This window comes from Clostridium sp. (assembly GCF_026168755.1).
GTDB lineage: Bacteria > Bacillota > Clostridia > Clostridiales > Clostridiaceae > Clostridium.
Genome location: NZ_JAPFDR010000032.1, coordinates 18,460 through 37,773, shown reverse-complemented (window position 1 = coordinate 37,773; position 19,314 = coordinate 18,460). Strand labels below are relative to the sequence as shown.

The window sequence follows — 19,314 nt, the reverse complement described above, 5'->3', positions numbered from 1 at the left end:
TCATGGTTATTTTTGTTTTGTAAGAGATTCAATTTTAACATGAAATTAGGGGGTCGTTGTTTTTTTATACAAAAAAACTTGCGAAACCTTGATATATAAAGATTTAAAAAGAGAAGTAGTGTAGAAAAATTTACACTAACTTACAAAAAGAGGGGGAGAAATAATGAGAAAAGCAAAAAGTTCGCAAGGCATAATTAAAAAGAGTAGATGGCAAACATTTAAAGAAAATAGGCAATTAGTAGGATTAGCTTTACCAGGAGCAATATGGTTTTTAATATTTGCTTATCTACCAATGATTGGAGTAGTTATAGCATTCAAACAATGGAGAATTGAAGGTGGATTTATAGAAAGTTTAATTAAGAGCCCATGGGTGGGATTAGCTAATTTCAAGTTTCTATTCCAAAGTAGTGATGCTTGGTTAATTACTAGAAATACAATTTTATATAATTTTACATTTATAATTTTAGGAATAATTATTCCTGTTACATTAGCAATATTATTAAGAGAACTTTTTAATAAGAAATTATCAAAGTTTTATCAAACAGCAATGTTTTTACCATACTTTTTATCTTGGGTAGTTGTAAGTTACTGTTTATATACATTTTTAAGTCCAACTCAAGGATTTGTTAATAATATATTAGCTTCAATGGGAAAAGATACAGTATCATGGTATACAGAATCAAAATTCTGGCCTTATATAATTGTCTTTATGAGCCAATGGAAATCAATAGGGTATGGAACCGTTATTTACTTAGCTTCTATATGTGGAATAGATAAATCTTATTATGAAGCAGCAATGATTGATGGTGCTACAAAGTGGCAACAAATCAAGAACATAACTTTACCATTATTAAAACCAGTATTAATAATAATGTTCATTACATCTATCGGTGGAATGTTTAAATCAGATTTTGGATTATTCTATCAATTACCAAAAGATTCAGGAGCATTATATCCAGTAACTAATGTTATTGATACTTATGTTTATAGAGCACTTATGAATCTTGGGAATATAGGTATGAGTACAGCTGCTGGATTATACCAATCATTTGTTGGATTAATACTAGTGTTAATAACTAACGGAATAGTAAGAAAAGTAGATAATGAAAATGCATTTTTCTAAACATAAGGCGGTGAAATAAATGGAACCAATTAAAATTAAATCAGAAAATGTTAATAAAAAAGGAATTTTAGTATCTTTAAAAGAAAAAGTGGATGAAAGAAAAAGATCAAAGGCAGAATCAGAAGAAGAAATAAATAGATTTAATAGGGTATCAAAACCAACAAACGTTATATTAAATATAATATTTGGATTAATTGCAGCAATGTGTATAATACCATTTTTATTTGTAACAATTATCTCGCTTACAAGCGAGGAATATATAAAGGCTAATGGGTATTCATTTTTCCCAAAAGAGTGGAGCTTAGGGGCATATGAATTTATATTTTCATCAGGAAGCACAATATTAAAATCCTATGGAGTAACAATAGTTATAACTATCGTAGGAACTATATTAGGCGTTTTGGTAATGTCTATGTTTGCATATGCAATATCTAGAAGAAGTTTTGCATATAGGGGATTCTTTACAAAATTAATGGTTATACCTATGTTATTCTCAGGAGGGATGGTTGCAAATTATCTTGTTATTACAAGATTTTTAGGATTAAAAAATAACTTATTAGCACTTATATTACCTATATGTGTAAGCTCCTTTAATATAATAATTCTTAGAACATTCTTTAAAACGTCAGTACCAGAGGCAATTTTAGAATCAGCAAAAATTGATGGTGCATCAGAATGGAGAACATTCTTAAGAATAGTAATTCCAATATCTACTCCAGGTATTGCAACAATTGCATTATTTTTAATGTTAGGATATTGGAATGACTGGTTTAATGCAATGTTATATATAGATAAAACAGCTTTAATGCCACTTCAATATATTCTAATAAGAATTGATACATCTATGGAATTCTTAGCAAGTAATGCGGCTGCATTAGGAGCGAATGCAGCATCAGTAGTAGCAAGTATGCCAAAAGAAACAGCTAAAATGGCTATAGTTGTAATATCAACTTTACCAATAATAGTTGCATATCCATTCTTCCAAAGATATTTTGTAAATGGATTAACAATTGGAGCTGTTAAGGAGTAAAAATTAATTAATAGTCAAAAGGGTAGGAAAGAAAAGTTAAAGAGTAAATTCATTTTATGTTGGATTTAGAAAATAGATATTTAAGAAGCTTCTTAAGTAGCTTCAACTGTAACTTTTATTTCTTACCCCTTAACTATTTTAAAATATTATTACAAGGAAGGGATATAGAAATGCATTATTTATTAGAGCGTATAGAGAAGATATGTAGTGAAATTGATAAATATATATACAGAGAAAAATTAGTTATAGATAACTTTAGAATTGTTGAAGGAAAATATGACACAATTGATATTGCAAATGAAATTCCACAAGAGCAATGGAAGGATTTTAGCGAGGGACAGCTATGGGGTGGAATGGATAAGCATGCTTGGTTTAAGTGTTCTGTAATAGTTCCAGAAAGCTTTAAGGGAAAGACAATTGCACTAAATTTTTATACATATAATGAAAACTGGGATAATGTAACTAATCCGCAATTTATCTTATATGTTAATGGAGAAAAGCTTCAAGGTTTAGATGTTAATCACCAAGAATTTATCTTAACTAATGATGCAGTACCAGGAACTATATATAATATAGATCTACATGCATATGCTGGAAGAGTATTTGATAGAAAAGTAACTTTAGGTGGTAAGTTAGTAGTATTAGATAGACAAGCTAGAGAACTTTATTACAATTTAAAAGTGCCAGTTGATGTTTGTAAAGAACTAGATAAAGAAGATAAGAATAGAATTGATATGCTAACTGTATTAAATGATGCAATTAATTTAATTGATTTAAGAATACCAAAGTCAGAGCAATATGATAAAAGTATAATAGAAACTAATGATTATTTAGCAGAGAAGTTTTATGGAGAGCTATGTGGTCATAGTGATGTAATTGCTACATGTGTAGGACATACCCATATAGATGTTGCGTGGTTATGGACAGTAGCTCAAACTAGAGAAAAGGTGGCTAGAAGTTTCTCTACTGTATTAAAGTTAATGGAAGAATATCCAGAGTATATATTTATGTCCTCACAGCCACAACTTTATAAATTTTTAAAAACTGATCACCCAGATTTATATGAAAAGGTTAAAGAAAAAATAAAAGATGGAGTTTGGGAACCAGAAGGTTCAATGTGGCTTGAAGCCGATTGTAATGTTACATCTGGAGAGTCATTAGTAAGACAAATATTACATGGAAAGAGATTTTTCAAGGAAGAATTTAATGTTGATAATGAGATATTATGGTTGCCAGATGTATTTGGATATTCAGCAGCACTTCCACAAATATTAAGGAAGTCTGGAATAAAATATTTTATGACTACTAAAATTGCATGGAATCAGTTTAATAAAATTCCTAATGATACATTTATGTGGGAAGGTATTGATGGAAGTGAAATATTAACTCATTTTATAACAACAACTTTACCAAATCAAAATAAGGAATCATTCTTTACAACTTATAATGGACATATTAGACCAGATGCAATAATGGGAGCGTGGAGAAGATATCAAAATAAAAATATAAACAATGATGTTTTAGTTTCATTTGGATGGGGAGATGGTGGTGGTGGTGCCACTTATGAAATGCTTGAAACAGGAAGAAGATTAGCAAAAGGAATACCTGGAGCACCTAGAGTTCAGATGGGAACTTCATTAGATTACTTTAAAAGATTAGAAAAGAATTTAAGTAATGGTAAAAAGGTACCTAAGTGGGTTGGGGAATTGTATCTTGAGTATCATAGAGGAACATATACTTCAATGGCAAGAAATAAGAGGGATAATAGAAGATGTGAAAATCTTTATGTAGCAGCAGAAAAGATGAATTCTCTAGCTATGATAGAAGGTGGAAATTATCCATATAACAAAATTAGAGATTCTTGGGAAACTATATTATTGAACCAGTTCCATGATATAATACCGGGTTCATCTATTAAGGATGTATATGATGTTACAGAAGTAGAATATAAGGAATTACTTAAAAGTGGAAATGAAATTTTAAATAATGGTTTAGAATATATTTCATCTAATATAAATTTAGAAGATAGAAGTGTAATAGTATTTAACTCTTTAGGCTTTAATAGATCTGATATTGCAAGTTTTGAAATACCAGAAGGGATGAGCAATGTAGCTTTATTAGATGAAGGTGGAAGAGAAATTATATGCCAAAAAGTAAAAGATAATAAAGTAATATTCTTTGCAGAAAATATACCTTCTAATGGATATAAGAGCTTTAAAATAGTTGAGTCAAGAAATAATACTAATAAAATTGTAAGTTTAAATAAAGATTGTGGAGAAAACAAATTTGTTAAATTAACATTTGATGATAAGGGACAAATAGCATCTATCATAGATAAGAAAACTAATAGAGAAGTATTAAGGAAAGGTGAAGTAGGAAATCAAATACAAGCATTTGAGGATAAGCCTATGTTCTTTGATAACTGGGATATTGACATTTATTATAAAGAAAAAATGTGGTTAATAGATGATATATCAAGTATTGAAGTTATAGAAGGGGGGCCTGTAAGAAGTACATTAAGAATAGAAAGAAAATTCTTAAATTCAACTATAGTTCAAAATATTCATTTATATAATGATATTCCAAGAATAGATTTTGACTCTTATATTGATTGGAAGGAATTTGACATAGTTTTAAAAACACTATTCCCATTAGATATAAATGCAAAAGAAGCAACTTATGAAATACAATATGGTAATATAACAAGATCTACTCATGAAAATACATCTTGGGATTTAGCTCAATTTGAATCATGTGGACATAAGTGGGTAGATTTATCAGAAGGTGATTTTGGAGTTTCTATGCTTAATGATTGTAAGTATGGATACGATATTAAGAATGGAAATATGAGATTAACAATGCTTAAGTGTGGAACAGATCCAAATCCAGTTGCGGACCAAGAAGAGCATAGATTTACTTATTCTATATATATTCATGAAGGAACTTGGAAGGAAGCCAAGACTACACAAATGGCATATTCTTTAAACACTGAATTATTTACAAAAGTTGAAAATGCACATACTGGAAGCTTAAATAATGAATTAAGTTTAGTAAATATAGATAAAGATAATGTAATGATTGAAGTTATTAAAAAGGCTGAAGATAGTGACGATATAATTATTAGATTATATGAATATGAAAATAAGAGAAGTAACTGTACATTAGAGTTTAGTAAAGATATTAATTACGTTTATGAAAGTGACATGATGGAAAATAATATGTTAAAAGTAGATAGTGAAGAAAATAGGGTGAGCTTCATAATAAAGCCATATGAAATAAAAACTTTCAAGGTGAAGTTAGGGGAATTAAATTCAATCTAATTAAGGGATGAGATTTATGTATAGAATATTAATTGTAGATGATTCACATAATTTAAAAAAACTTAAATTGAATGCTATACTTAAGAAGCATAATATAAGTGAAGTTGAAGATACCAGTAATTTTAATAGTATAATGAGAGAAATCTTAGTTTTTAATCCGCATGTTATTTTTTTTAATATAGATATAAATAATGGTGAAGGATTAAAAATACTTAAAAAAATTATAAAATTAAATTTAGATATAAAATATATTGCAGTTGGAGCCTCTACAGACTATTTAAAGGTAAGAGAAGTTTTTTTAAGTGGTATCGATGACTATTTATTAAATAATCTAGAACAGTTAGCTGTTGAAGAGTGTTTGCGAATAATTAAAGATAAAATTAATATAGATAGAGAATATAACGATTTAGACCCTATTTTAGGAATAAGATATTCCGATTTATCTAAAGTGGTAAATAAGGTTATAATAATTGTTAAAAGTAAATATAATCATGAAATAACATTAAAGGAAATTGCAGATAATATTAATTTTAATAATGGGTATTTAGGAAGACTATTTTTTAAGGAAACTAAAATGAAATTTACAGAATATCTTATGTTATACAGGCTGTTTATAGCAAAGGAATTAATAGCTATGACAAGTGATACTATATCCCAAATTGCAAGTGATGTTGGATATACAAGCACAAATTATTTTTACACGCATTTTAATAAGGTTTATGGTTTTTCACCTAATGAGATTAGGAAAAATATAGTATGAAGAATGAAAAGTGGAGAGTTGATGAAAATATTGACTTTCCTTTTTTATTTAAGTAAAACTGGATTAATTATGTATTTAGTGGACTTATTATTGAAGAAATATATAAAAGAATACAATTTATACCATAGTGTATATTATTTGTTCTAGAAAGTAAAATGATATTGAAATATAATTTGCATATCGTATGATTACGATTACAAAGAAGGGGGAGAATATTTATGAAAGAGCAAAGAAAAAGGATACAAAAAATAATTGCAGGAGTATGTTTAGTAACAATATTATTACCTACTTTACCTACTAATGCAGGAACTTACAAGCCACCAACGGGGGATTCTAGAAGAGGTGAAAATCAACCATATCAACATGGATATAGAGTTATAGACATTGAGAATTGGAGTCCAGAGACAGATCCATATGCAAATCACTTAAGAGCATATGTTCCACTACAAGAGCGTAATGAGGCATTTGCACCAACACAAGCAAATCCTAAATTAAATTCTGAAACATCACTTACTAATTTAAATGGAGATTATGGCGGATATGTTTTTGATAATAATTCATATACAAATGAATTTAGTCAATATCTTTATAATTTTTGGCAATATACTGATTATTATGGTGGGTGGCATGGAATGGCTACTGCAGAAGTACCATTTTCATTATATGATGAATCATCACCAACAGAATTTGAATTCGAATTTGGTATTTTAAATCTACCTAATCCGGCATATACAAATGCAGCTCATAAAAATGGTGTAAAATCAATTGGATGTTTATTTATTCCAAGAGCAGCACAGCCATATAAAGATTTGTTAAAGAAAGATGAAAATGGAGAATATATTGTCGCTAAAAAGCTAATAGAAATTAAAGAGTATTTTGGATTTGATGGATACTTTATAAATCAAGAAACTAGTGTTGATCCATCACATATTGTTCCATATAAAGAATTTACTAAAACATTAGTTGATGCAGGGGTTTATACGCAGTGGTATGATTGTATAGATGATGTTGAAGGAAAATTAACATATAAACCTTCATTAATTCAATCACATAGCTCATTTGTTAAAGATGAATCTCTTGGTCGTGTAAATGACTCTATATTTATGAATTACAACTGGAACTCACCAGATGGATGGAATAATGGGGATAGCACAAATCAAGAATATATTAATGCAAGCCTTGAAGAAGCAAAACGTTTAGGAATTAATCCTTTAGATTCAGTACTTATGGGTGTTGAAGTTAATATGGGTAAATTTGATGGAAGTCATAACTCAACAAGAAATATGGATGTTATATGTGATGAAGATGGAAATCCAAAGACGGGGATAGCTTTATTTACTCCAGATTATGTTATGTCAGGTTTAGATGAAGACCTTGATATGAAGGATGAATATCCAAGTTTAGAAGATGATTATCAGTGGATGGTTGCAGAGCGTGAAAGAATGTTCTATACAGGTGTAACAATTGATCCATTAGATGTAGGAGAAAAAGAGGGATATTCAAGACCAGATGTAGGAGTTAAAGATGCAAGTCAATGGGGTGGTGTTTCCAAGTATATAAGTGAACGTTCTGTAATTAGAGAAAATACATTCATTACTAACTTCAATACTGGACATGGTATGGATTATTATATAAATGGTGAAATATCTAATAGTGAAGAATGGTCAAATATAAATATTCAAGATATTCTTCCAACATGGCAATGGTGGATTGAAACAGATGGAACAAGACTTCAAGCAGATTTTGATTATGGATCAGATATAGAAAATGGTGAGAAATTCACTTATAAACAAATTGGAGGATATAAGGGTGGTAGTTCACTTGTTGTAAATGGTAAATTAGATTCTAACAATTTATTACGTTTATATAAAACTGATTTAGATTTGAATGAAAACTCAAAAGCATCAATAACATTTAAGAAAGTATCAAATGATAAAACTTCAAAAATGAAGTTAGCATTAATATTTAAAGATGATCCAGAAAATGTTGTTTATTTAGATATAGATAATTCAAATAAAAAATCAAAAGATTGGATTACTAGTGAAATAGATTTGAGTGGATTCAAAGGAAGAAAAATAGCGACAATGGGATTGGGGTTTGAGTCAACTGAAGTAGTTGATGATTATCAAGTGAATATTGGAGAAATAAAAATAACAGATGGTACATCAGTAGTGCCAGAAGCACCAACAGGGTTCAAGGTATCAAAGGCAATGCCTAAGACTAATGAAGCTTATGTAGAATGGGATTTAGAAAGTTATGATACAGTAAAGCAATATAACTTATATGCAATTGATAATAGCGGAAAAGATATATTTTTAGGAGGAATATATGATCAACTTTATTATATAAAGAATATGCCTAAAAATACAGTAAGTTTAAAATTAACTGCAGTAGGTGAAGATGGAAGTGAAAGTGAAGCATCAATAATAAAGTTCAGTTTTGATAAAAAATTAAGTAATATCCAAGTTGAAGAGAATGTTGGATATATAGATGTGAGCTGGAAAAAGCCAAATATCAAATTTGAAAGTATTAGAGTAGATGTTAATCTTGATTATTCGGAGAATGATGAAGTTTATTCAACTAAAGTGAAAAATGGTAAATCATCAGCAAGGATTGAAGTTCCAATTACAGATGGAAGTAGATATACATTAACGATTTCAATGTTGGATTCAAATGGAAATGTAATAGAAAGCATTAATTATATCAGTAGATTATTAGATTTACATTCATCAGCTTATGATGGGACAGCAGTATTATTATCACAAGATAAAGTGAAATTAACAGCACCAACATCAAGTGATTGGTGGCATATGTATATTTATGAAGATGATGAACTTAAGACACATACAGTAAATGGAGAAACTTTAGATTATTACGTAAGAGGTGTTGATGATTTAGAGTCAATTCCAGTTATAGGAACAGGTAAATTAACTGTAATTGTTGAAGATTACAATGGTAATAAATCAGAAGCAGTAGAAGTGCTTTATGGTAATAATATTAATGCATCAGAGCATTCAACTGGGGAAAATTAACATATATGGAAAAAGGTTAATTTACTCATGGATTAAGTTTATACTCATTTTAATAAAAATTATGTTTTTTCATTAAGTTAGTCAGGAATGCGTAGTATAAAAATTTTTAAATTACAAGGGGCTGTATCATAATTGATTGATTAAATTCAATTGTGATACAGCCTCTTTGGTTTTGTACTTTGAAATTTTAAAATGGATAAATTATATATTTACTGAATTTATTATTGAATATATTAAAAAAGAATAAAATTTACACTACTAGTTATAATTTTGCGTGTAGAAAATTAAAAAGACATGAAATATACTTATAACATCAAATGGTTACGATTACAAAAGGGGGAGAATTTATAATGATTAGAAGAAATGAGAATATAAAAAGACTAGTGGCAATTGCTATGGCAGCAACTGTGACTACTGGATTATTAGCTGGTTTTCCACAAGTAGCATATGCAGGAGATACTTTGCCTTATGAGGGGGAAAGTGCAAAGGGGGAAAATCAACCTTATGCTCACGGGTATAGAGTATATGATATAAGGGAATGGTCTCCTGAAACTGATGTATTTGGTCCTTATATGAGAGCTCAAGTTCCACTGCAAGAGCGTAATGAAGCATTTGCTGCAACACAAGCAAATCCAGAATTAGATTCATCAACAGAGTTTTTTTCATTATCAGGAGATTATGGGAATGCATTTTTTGATACTTATCAATCTACTAATGAATTTAGTCAATATTTATTTAACTTTTGGCAATATACAGATTACTATGGTTCATGGCATGGAACACCAACAGCAGAAGTTCCAGAAGAGCTATATGATGCAAGTGCAAGTTGGGAATACAGATATTTTGAATTTGGTATATTAAATTTACCAAACCCAGCCTATACAAATGCAGCTCATAAAAATGGAGCTTTATCATTAGGATGTATATTTTTACCACGTGAAGGGCAATATCATTCACCAATGCTTGAAAAAGATGAAAATGGTAATTTCCCCGTGGCTGATAAATTAGCAGAAATGTGTGAATACTATGGATTTGATGGATACTTTATAAATCAAGAAGAAAGTATAGAGTTAGAAGAGGTAGATCTATATAAAGAATTCATGGTTTATTTAAGAGAAAAAGGCGTATATGTTCAATGGTATGATTCAATTGTTGATTCAACTGGTGATTTAGCTTATGAAAATATGGTAAATGAAGATAATGATTCATTTTTAAAGGATGAAAATTTTGGTAATGCCAAAGATGGATATAAGATAGCAGATTCTATATTCCTAAATTATTGGTGGGATCATGATATGCTTAAGAGTTCTAAGGAAACAGCAGAAGATTTAGGAGTTGATGTTAAGTCAACAGTTTTTGCAGGAATTGAAGGTGGTGGAGAACGTTTTAATCAAAAATATGACTTAAGAGATAACCTTGATGAAGATGGTCAGCCTATGAACTCAATAGCAATGATAGGTGGAGAATTTGTTCATGATGGACTTGATGAAGATTTAGGAGATTGGACACAACTTAGAAGACAAGATGATGATTATCAATGGATGACTGTAGATAGAGAGCGTATGTGGTATTCAGGGGTTAACCAAGATCCAACGGAGGTTGTTCGTGATGAATCTTACTCAAGAGAAGAAATTGGTGTTACAGAAACAACGAAATGGGATGGAGTTTCAGCATATATTACAGAACGTTCAGTTATAAATGGTTCAAATTTTATTACAAACTTTAATACTGGACATGGTTTAGACTACATGATTAATGGTGAAAAGTCTAATGATGAAGAATGGTCAAATATAAATATTCAAGATATACTTCCAACATGGCAATGGTGGATAGATACAGAAGGTAGTAGACTAGGTGTTGAATTTGATTATGGTACAGAATACACTAAGGACACAGAAGATACTTATACGCAAATAGGTGCTTATAATGGTGGTAGTTCTTTAGTTGTAAATGGTAAATTAGATTCTGAAAATTTATTGCATTTATATAAAACAGATTTAGATGTTAATAAAGATTCAAAAGCATCAATAACATTCCAAAAAGTATCAGAAGATACAACTTCAAAAATGAAGTTAGCATTAATATTTAAAGATGATGCAGAAAATGTTGTTTATTTAGATATAGATAATTCAACTAATAAATCAAATGGATGGATTACTAGTGAAGTTGATTTAAGTGGATTTGAAGGAAGAGAAATTGCAACTATAGGATTAGCTTTTGAATCATCAGAAACAGTTGATAATTATCAAATAAATATTGGACAATTATCTGTAACTGATGGTACAGCAGCTAAGCCAGAAGCACCAACAGGATTTAAGATAACAAGTGCAATAAGCGATACTAAGGAATTGTTTGTAGAGTGGGATTTAGATGATTATGATACAGTAAAGCAATATAATCTTTATGCTGTTGATAAAGATGGAAATGATATGTATTTAGGTGGAGCTTACGATAGTGCTTATTATATAAAGAATATACCAACAGATACAGTAACTTTAAAATTAACAGCAGTAGGAGCAGATGGAACTGAAAGTGAAGCAGCAACAACTAATTATGATTTTACTTCAAAGGTATCAAATATAAAAGCAGAAGAAAGTATGGGATATATTGATGTAACTTGGGAAAATCCAGATGCTGATTTTGAAAGAATTAAGCTAGAAGTTAACTTTGCTTATTCAGATAAGACTGAAAGCTTTGAAACTACAGTTAATAAAGGAGAAACATCAGCAAGGATTATAGTACCAGTAGGAGATGGAAGTAGATATACATTATCAATTTCTACAGTAAATGCTGATGGAACTGTTAATGAAAGCGTTGACTATAATAGTAGAGTAGCAGATGGACATTCTATGCCATATGATGGAGAAGCAATATTATTGCCAGAATCTAAGGTTAAATTAACTACTCCAAGCTCAATAGATTGGTGGCACATGTATATTTATGAAGATGGAAAGGCTATAACTCAAACTACAAATGGAACAGAATATGATTATTATATAAGAGGTAAGAATAGTATTAAATCAATTCCAGTTTCAGGCTCAGGAAAATTAACAATAGTTCTTGAAGACTATAGAGGTAATATGTCAGAACCAGTAGAAGTTGTTTATGGTAAAGAGTCAGTAAAAGATGGAGAACTTACATCAGAACATTTTGCTGATGAGATATTATTAAACTTTGTAAAAGAAAATATAGGTTCAACTGTGGAAGATGTTAAGAGTTATAGTGGAAAACTTGATTTATCAAATTTAGATATAACAGATATAAGTGGTTTATCTTTATTTGAAAATGCAAAAGAGATAGATTTAAGTAATACTAAAATAACCAAGATAGAAAAGCAAGCATTTACTGGAGCAGTTGAAAAAATTTCATTAAATGGATGTTCAGAGTTAGTTAGGGTTGAGAAAAATGCATTTACTCATGCTATAAATTTAAAAGAGTTAGATGTTACAGGATGTACAGCATTACAAATATTAAGTGCTAATAATACTACATTAGAAAAGTTAACATATGGAGATGTTGAAAGCTTTGAAAATCTTATATCTTTAGATTTATCAAGTTCAAGATTTGATATGTCAGAGGGAACACTAGAAAGAGCGTTAGCTGATGCTATAGATGCACAAAATGTTGATTCAGAAGATATAGTTGAAAAGGCTAATGAAAAGTCAAACTTAGCGATAGGTAGTGAAATTGTTAGTACAACAAATCCAGATGCTTATAGGTTGGTTGATGGTGTTGAAGATGTTAGTGGATATTGGGTAATAATGAATGATGACGATGAAGTAGTTATAGATTTAGGAAAAGAAGAAGTAATTTATAACTGGGAATTTGTTAATTATAACAGCAAAAGTTATGGTGTTAAAGATTTAGAAATTTTAGTGTCTAATGATGGAGAAAATTTTGAAACTCTTGCAAGAATAAATGAGTCAAATAAGTATCTTAGAGGAGAAGTTGAAAATCCTAGTGCATATAGATATTACAAGTTAATAGCTCATGAATTAGGAACTAGCAATGGACATGCTTATGAATTTAAATTATTTGGATATGGAGATATTGTATATAAAGCAGGTTCAAAATACAATAATCAAAGACCTGTTGCATATCAAAATGAAATACCAAGTAACGTAATTATTGATATGGTTAGAGAAGTTGAGAAATTATCTAATAAGTTAGACATAACTTCATATTTAACTAGCTACTCTACAATCAATGGTACAGATTTCTTATCATTAGTTGGACAAGATTTCATAGATCCAAATTATGATTTATATAAAGAAACAGCTTTATCAGATTCTTTATATATTACTATAACAGATAGAGATGGAAATACTGAAATAACTAATATGATAGATATAAGTAAAGTTAATACTTATACAGCAAATATAGTTGAATTTAATACTCCAGATTATAATGGTAAAACTATAGCAACAATTATAGTTGAGGTAGTTAATCCTGCAGATACAAATCATTTAGAAGTTGCTTTAGAAATGATTAGATCATTAAATGAAGAACACTATACTGTAGCTTCATGGAATAAGTTACAAGAAGCAGTTGCAGTAGCTGAAGGTGTATTAAGTAATGAAATGGCTAATCAAGAAGAAATTGATAGTGCATTTACAGCTTTAATAGAAGCTAAGGATAATTTAGAATATGCTGTAGATAAAACAGCTCTTTCATTAATGATAGAGGTTGCTAAAGAGTTAGACTTAACAGATTTAACACCAAGTAGTGTTGAAGCCTTACAAGTAGCTATAAGTAATGCAGGGAAAGTTTTAGCTAATGAAAATGCAACACAAGAAGAGGTAAATAAAGCTGCTCAAGAATTAGTAGATGCTATAAAGAATTTAGTTGAAATAATTGATAATTCAAGATTAGTTCAATTAGTAGAATCTGCAGAAGGTTTAACAGAAGATAAATATACTGAATCAACTTGGGCAAACCTACAATTAGCATTATCAGAAGCTAAGGAAGTTATTGCTAATAAGGATGCAACAGCAGTGGAAGTTAAAGATGCATTTGATAATTTAGCATATTCAATGGTTAAGCTTACTTTAAAATCAAATAAGGTAGCATTAGCAAGTATAATTTCAATTGGAAATACTATATTAAACAATACAGATAAATATGTTCCATCAACAATTCAAGGATTAGATAAGTTAATAATGGATGCTGAAGCTATATTAAATAATAGTGAAGCAACACAAAATGAGGTTGATGAAATAGTTAAAGAGCTTACAGAAAAGATTGGTAATGTAAGAGAAAAAGCTGATAAGAGTAAGTTATTTACTGTTGTAACAGCTGCGAAAGAATATGATTTATCATTATATACAGAGGAAAGTACTGTACCATTAAAAGAATTATTAGCAAAAGCTGAAACTATATTAAATGATGATGAGGTTGAACAAGCTACTGTTGATGCATTACAAAAAGGTATAGAAAGTGCTTTAATGAATCTTGAAAGAATAGATAATCCAGAAGATATTATTCCAGATGAAGAAGATAAAGAGGATAATGGAGCTGGAAATGGTTCAAATAGTGGTAATGGATCAAGCAATAATAATGGTTCAGGATCATCAAGTGGAAGTAATAGTTCAAATAAAGGACAAAATAATAAGTTACCACAAACAGGTGGAACAGCTATTTATGGATCAATACTTGGAGGATTAATGGCTATACTTGGAGGGTTAAAATTAAGAAAGAAATCAAAATAATAAATAATTAAATAGTATTTAATTATAAAAAAATAAGAACTTTGTTAGATAATAGATAAAAGTAATTATTTAGCAGAGTTCTTTTTATTGGAATCTATAAAAATTAATGTAATGATGATAGAATTTATCTAGTAAATATAGAAATTATACAATATGAAAAAATTTAAAATAAAGGTATAATATTAAATGTAAACAATATCAACAGGAAATTGGTAGGGGGAAGAGATTATGAAATTCAAAAAAATAGTATCTTTAATGAGCTGTGCAGTATTAGCAGCAACCATGATGTTTGGGTGTGGAAAGTCTGAACAAAGTAGTTCATCTAATACAGCAACTGAAAAGCCGACAGAATTAGTATGGTATGCAATAGGTGCAGAACCAAGTGATTTAAATCAAGTATTAGAAAAAGTAAATGAATATTTAAAAGAAAAAATAAATGCAACATTAGACATGAAATTTACAGACTTCGGTGATTACAATCAAAAAATATCAATGGTTATAAACTCAGGGGAAGCTTATGATTTAGCATTTACTTGTTCATGGGCAGGAGACTATCTTGGAAATGCAAGAAAGGGAGCATTCTTAGATTTAACTGAATATCTTGATACAACAGGAAAAGAAATGTATGAAGCAATTGATGAAAGATTCTGGGAAGGTGCTACTATAGATGGGAAAATATATGCAGTACCAACTCAAAAAGAAATATCAAGTGCACCAATGTGGAGATTCTCAAAAGAATTAGTAGATAAATATAACATACCATATGAAGAATTACACACATTACAAGATTTAGAACCATGGTTAAAGGTTATAAAAGAAAATGAACCAGACGTAGTTCCACTATATATATGGAATGGAGTTCGTCCACCACAATTGTTTGATGAAATAGTGGAACCAGTTGGTGTAGCATTTGATGATGAAACATTAACAGTTAAAAACTTATATGAAACAGAATACCTTAAAGAACAAGTTGAGACTTTAAGAAGATATTATGAATTAGGATATATTAATGCAGATGCAGCAACAGCAACTGAAGAACCTACACTTAAGAGTTTTGTAAGTAAAGCTGATGGACAACCTTATGCAGAAAATATTTGGTCTGCACAAGCAGGACGTGAAATAGTAACTTCACCTATAACAGATGCTTATATTACTAACGGTTCTACTACAGGATCAATGATTGCAATTTCAGCTAACTCTAAGAATAAAGAAAAATCAGTTGAGTTCTTAAATCTTTTAAATACAGATGAGTACTTAAAGAACTTAATTGTATATGGTATTGAAGATGTACATTATACTAAAACTTCTGATACTCAAATAGAATTCACTGATAAACACAAAGATTATGAAATTTCAGCATTTGCCTTTGGTAACTTATTTGTTAACTATATAATGTCAGATGAGCCAACAACTAAATGGGATGATTTCCAAAAGTTCAATGATGAATCTATAGCTTCTGTAGCTTTAGGATTTAAGTTTGACCCAACAAATGTTACTAATGAAATAGCAGCAATTACAAATGTTGTAGAAGAGTTCAAACCAGCTTTATTTAGTGGGTCAGTAGATGTTGATGAATATCTAGGAAAAATGAACGCTAAGTTAAAAGAACAAGGTGTAGATAAAGTTATAGAAGAAATGCAAAGACAAATAGATGAATGGAAAGCTAGTAAATAATCTAGATAAAAATAAAAAGTACAAATAAGTAGTAGTTAATAATAACAATATTTAAAATAATAAAGGCTAAAGGAGTTGCTTCAAAATATTTATCAAGTAAATTAATTTTGAAGCAACTCCTTTTTATAGATGTAAATAAATGGGGGCGTATCTGAGGTTAATCCATTTATTGGATTAACCTCAGAGGCCCCCCTATTTTGTAATTATTAAGGGTGTGATAATTATTATGATACAAAAAGACTATAAAAATAAAATACAAGAATTAATAAGTAAGATGACATTAAAGGAGAAGGTTGGACAATTAAATCAAAGGCTTTATGGATGGCAGTTGTATGAAAAAACTGAAAATGGCTATGAATTAACAGAGATATTTAAAAATGAAGTTAAGAGATGGGGAGGAATAGGTGCTATATATGGAATATTTAGAGCAGATCCTTGGTCTCAAGTTAATTTTGAAAATGGAATAGCTAAGGAAGATTGTAAAGCTGTTATTAATATGATTCAAGAGTATATTAAAGAAAATACAAGGGTGAAGATACCAGTATTATTTACTGAAGAGTGTCCTCATGGACATCAAGCTTTAGATGGAGAGATGTTTCCTTGCAACATAGGTATTGGATCAACTTGGAACACTAACTTGGTAAATTTAGTTGCATCACGGATTTCAGATGAACTTTCAAAAAAGGGAGCTAACTTAGCTCTTGTATCAACTCTTGATGTTCTTAGAGATCCAAGATGGGGGAGAGCTGAAGAGTGTTTTAGTGAAGATCCATTTTTATGTAGTAAGTACACGGAAGCTATAGTAGAAGGATATCAAAAAAATAACTTTGAAAATGGAGTTGGAGTTGTTCTTAAGCATCTATGTGCACAAGGGGCTGCAGTAGGTGGACATAACTCAGGGGCTGCTAACATTGGAGAGCGAGAATTAAGAGAAATATTTTTACCACCAGTTGAAGCTGGTGCAAAAAGTGGAGCTATAGGTGTTATGGCTGCTTACAATGAAATAGATGGAATACCATGTCATGCCAATAGAAAGCTTTTAACTAATACCCTAAGAGATGAGTATGGTTTTGATGGAATAGTAATGGCAGATGGATGTGCATTAGATCGATTACTTATAATGACTAGAAATGAGGAAAAGGCTTGCAAATTAGCAATAAATGCTGGAGTAGATTTAAGTTTGTGGGATGAAATTTATCCATATTTAGATAGTGCAGTAAAAAAAGGAATAGTGGATGAAAAAGAGGTTGATTTAGCTTTAGAAAGAATTCTTGAAGTTAAATTTAAACTTGGATTATTTGACAATATGGATAGCTTAGAATCTGAAATTTCCTTGGAAACTGAAAATAATTCAATTAGTGAAGTTTCTTTAAGTGATGAGGTCAATTTAAAGGAAGAGAACATTAACACAAGAGAATTAAATACACAGATTGCAAGGGAAAGCATAATATTACTAAAAAATGAAAGTATATTACCACTTAATATGGAAAAGAAAAAAATAGCGGTTATAGGGCCGAATGCTCATAATGTATATAATCAGCTTGGAGATTATACATCACCACAACGCCCAGGGAATGTAATAACAGTTTTAGATGGACTAAAGAGTATTGTTAATGAAGAGATAGAAATTAACTATGCAAAAGGATGCGGGATAATAAATAGAGATAAAAGTAGATTTGAAGAAGCTATTAATTTAGCTAAAGAATCTAATTATGCAATAGTTGTTATAGGTGGTTCAAGTAGTAGAGAATCTGAAGAAGTAAAGTTTGAAAGTAATGGAGCTGCCATTGTAGAAGAAGGTAAACTTGATGTAAATTGTGGTGAAAATTTAGATAAGGCAAGTTTAGATTTAGATGGTGTACAAGCTGAGTTACTTAAAGAAATTAAAAATACAGGGACTAAAGTTATAGTTGTCTTAATTCAAGGAAGACCACATTCTATAGAAAATATAAAGGATTATGCTGATGCTATATTGTGTGCTTGGTACCCAGGTAAAATGGGAGGAAAAGCTGTTGCAGAAACTATATTTGGATTAAATAATCCTAGTGGGAAGCTAGCAGTATCAATACCAGTATCATCTATGCAGTTACCATGTTATTACAATGGAAAAGATAGTGGTGCAAAGATTGATTACTTAGATATGAGGGGAGTAGCTGCATATCCATTTGGCTTTGGATTAAGTTATTCAAAGTTTAAATATAGTAATTTAAGATTTGATTGTGAATCAATTTCTATTGAAGAGTTGAAGGATGGGAAAGAAGTAACAGTAACTGTTGATATAGAAAATATTAGTGATATAGATGGTTTAGAAGTAGTACAACTTTATACTATTGATATGGAATCTACAGTAACAAGAAGATTTAAAGAATTGAAAGGATTTAATAAAGTATTTATAAAAGCCAAAGATAAAATTGCTGTAGATATTAAAATATCTAAAAAAGAGCTTTCAATATGGGATAGTAGCTTGAAATTTTTAGTTGAAGAGGGTGAGGTCAAGATATTAGTTGGAGGCAATTCAGAAGAATGTTTAGAAAAAACATTAATTATAACTGGATAAAAAGCTTGTTATAATTACATAAAATTTTGTAATGATACAATGACTGGCTATCAAATAAATATATTAGTATATGAGAGAGGGGAGTTTGTTAAAAGAAAAAATTAAAAACT

Annotated in this window: 8 protein-coding genes; all 8 read left to right on the top strand. The window is 29.7% G+C overall.

Translation table 11 applies throughout. The features are described from left to right. Window positions 1-163 precede the first annotated feature (163 nt). The 8 genes from Q0Y03_RS11190 to Q0Y03_RS11155 all read left to right on the top strand — a co-directional run bounded on the left by Q0Y03_RS11190 (window position 164) and on the right by Q0Y03_RS11155 (window position 19,204). On the top strand, window positions 164-1,123 hold the full coding sequence (locus tag Q0Y03_RS11190; protein ID WP_297713910.1) for an ABC transporter permease subunit: 960 nt from the start codon (window positions 164-166) through the stop codon (window positions 1,121-1,123). 64 nt (window positions 1,124-1,187) lie between these two features. Further along, window positions 1,188-2,153, top strand: a complete 966-nt coding sequence (locus Q0Y03_RS11185) for a carbohydrate ABC transporter permease (RefSeq protein ID WP_297713912.1) — start codon at window positions 1,188-1,190, stop codon at window positions 2,151-2,153. 170 nt (window positions 2,154-2,323) lie between these two features. Next, window positions 2,324-5,473 carry an alpha-mannosidase gene (locus Q0Y03_RS11180; protein WP_297713909.1) on the top strand — a complete coding sequence of 1,050 codons (3,150 nt, stop codon included), beginning with the start codon at window positions 2,324-2,326 and terminating at the stop codon, window positions 5,471-5,473. Window positions 5,474-5,489: 16 nt separating this feature from the next. Then, window positions 5,490-6,233 carry a helix-turn-helix domain-containing protein gene (locus Q0Y03_RS11175; protein ID WP_297713908.1) on the top strand — a complete coding sequence of 248 codons (744 nt, stop codon included), beginning with the start codon at window positions 5,490-5,492 and terminating at the stop codon, window positions 6,231-6,233. Window positions 6,234-6,451: 218 nt separating this feature from the next. After that, the gene (locus tag Q0Y03_RS11170) at window positions 6,452-9,265 is read left to right on the top strand and encodes a hypothetical protein (protein WP_297713907.1); all 2,814 of its coding nucleotides are present in this window, start codon (window positions 6,452-6,454) and stop codon (window positions 9,263-9,265) included. A gap of 350 nt (window positions 9,266-9,615) precedes the next feature. Further along, window positions 9,616-14,973, top strand: coding sequence for a discoidin domain-containing protein (locus Q0Y03_RS11165; RefSeq protein ID WP_297713906.1), 5,358 nt, complete (start codon window positions 9,616-9,618; stop codon window positions 14,971-14,973). A 225-nt stretch (window positions 14,974-15,198) separates the two neighbouring features. Next, window positions 15,199-16,647: an ABC transporter substrate-binding protein gene (locus Q0Y03_RS11160; RefSeq protein WP_297713911.1), complete on the top strand. Its 1,449-nt coding sequence runs from the start codon at window positions 15,199-15,201 to the stop codon at window positions 16,645-16,647. Window positions 16,648-16,873: 226 nt separating this feature from the next. After that, window positions 16,874-19,204 (top strand): glycoside hydrolase family 3 N-terminal domain-containing protein, encoded by a 2,331-nt coding sequence (locus tag Q0Y03_RS11155; protein ID WP_297713905.1) that lies wholly within the window; start codon window positions 16,874-16,876, stop codon window positions 19,202-19,204. Window positions 19,205-19,314 lie beyond the last annotated feature (110 nt).

Coding starts and splice junctions, on each gene's coding strand:
- Q0Y03_RS11190 (WP_297713910.1), top strand. CDS start 164: ATGAGAAAAGCAAAAAGTTCGCAAGGCATAATTAAAAAGAGTAGATGG.
- Q0Y03_RS11180 (WP_297713909.1), top strand. CDS start 2,324: ATGCATTATTTATTAGAGCGTATAGAGAAGATATGTAGTGAAATTGAT.
- Q0Y03_RS11175 (WP_297713908.1), top strand. CDS start 5,490: ATGTATAGAATATTAATTGTAGATGATTCACATAATTTAAAAAAACTT.
- Q0Y03_RS11170 (WP_297713907.1), top strand. CDS start 6,452: ATGAAAGAGCAAAGAAAAAGGATACAAAAAATAATTGCAGGAGTATGT.
- Q0Y03_RS11165 (WP_297713906.1), top strand. CDS start 9,616: ATGATTAGAAGAAATGAGAATATAAAAAGACTAGTGGCAATTGCTATG.
- Q0Y03_RS11155 (WP_297713905.1), top strand. CDS start 16,874: ATGATACAAAAAGACTATAAAAATAAAATACAAGAATTAATAAGTAAG.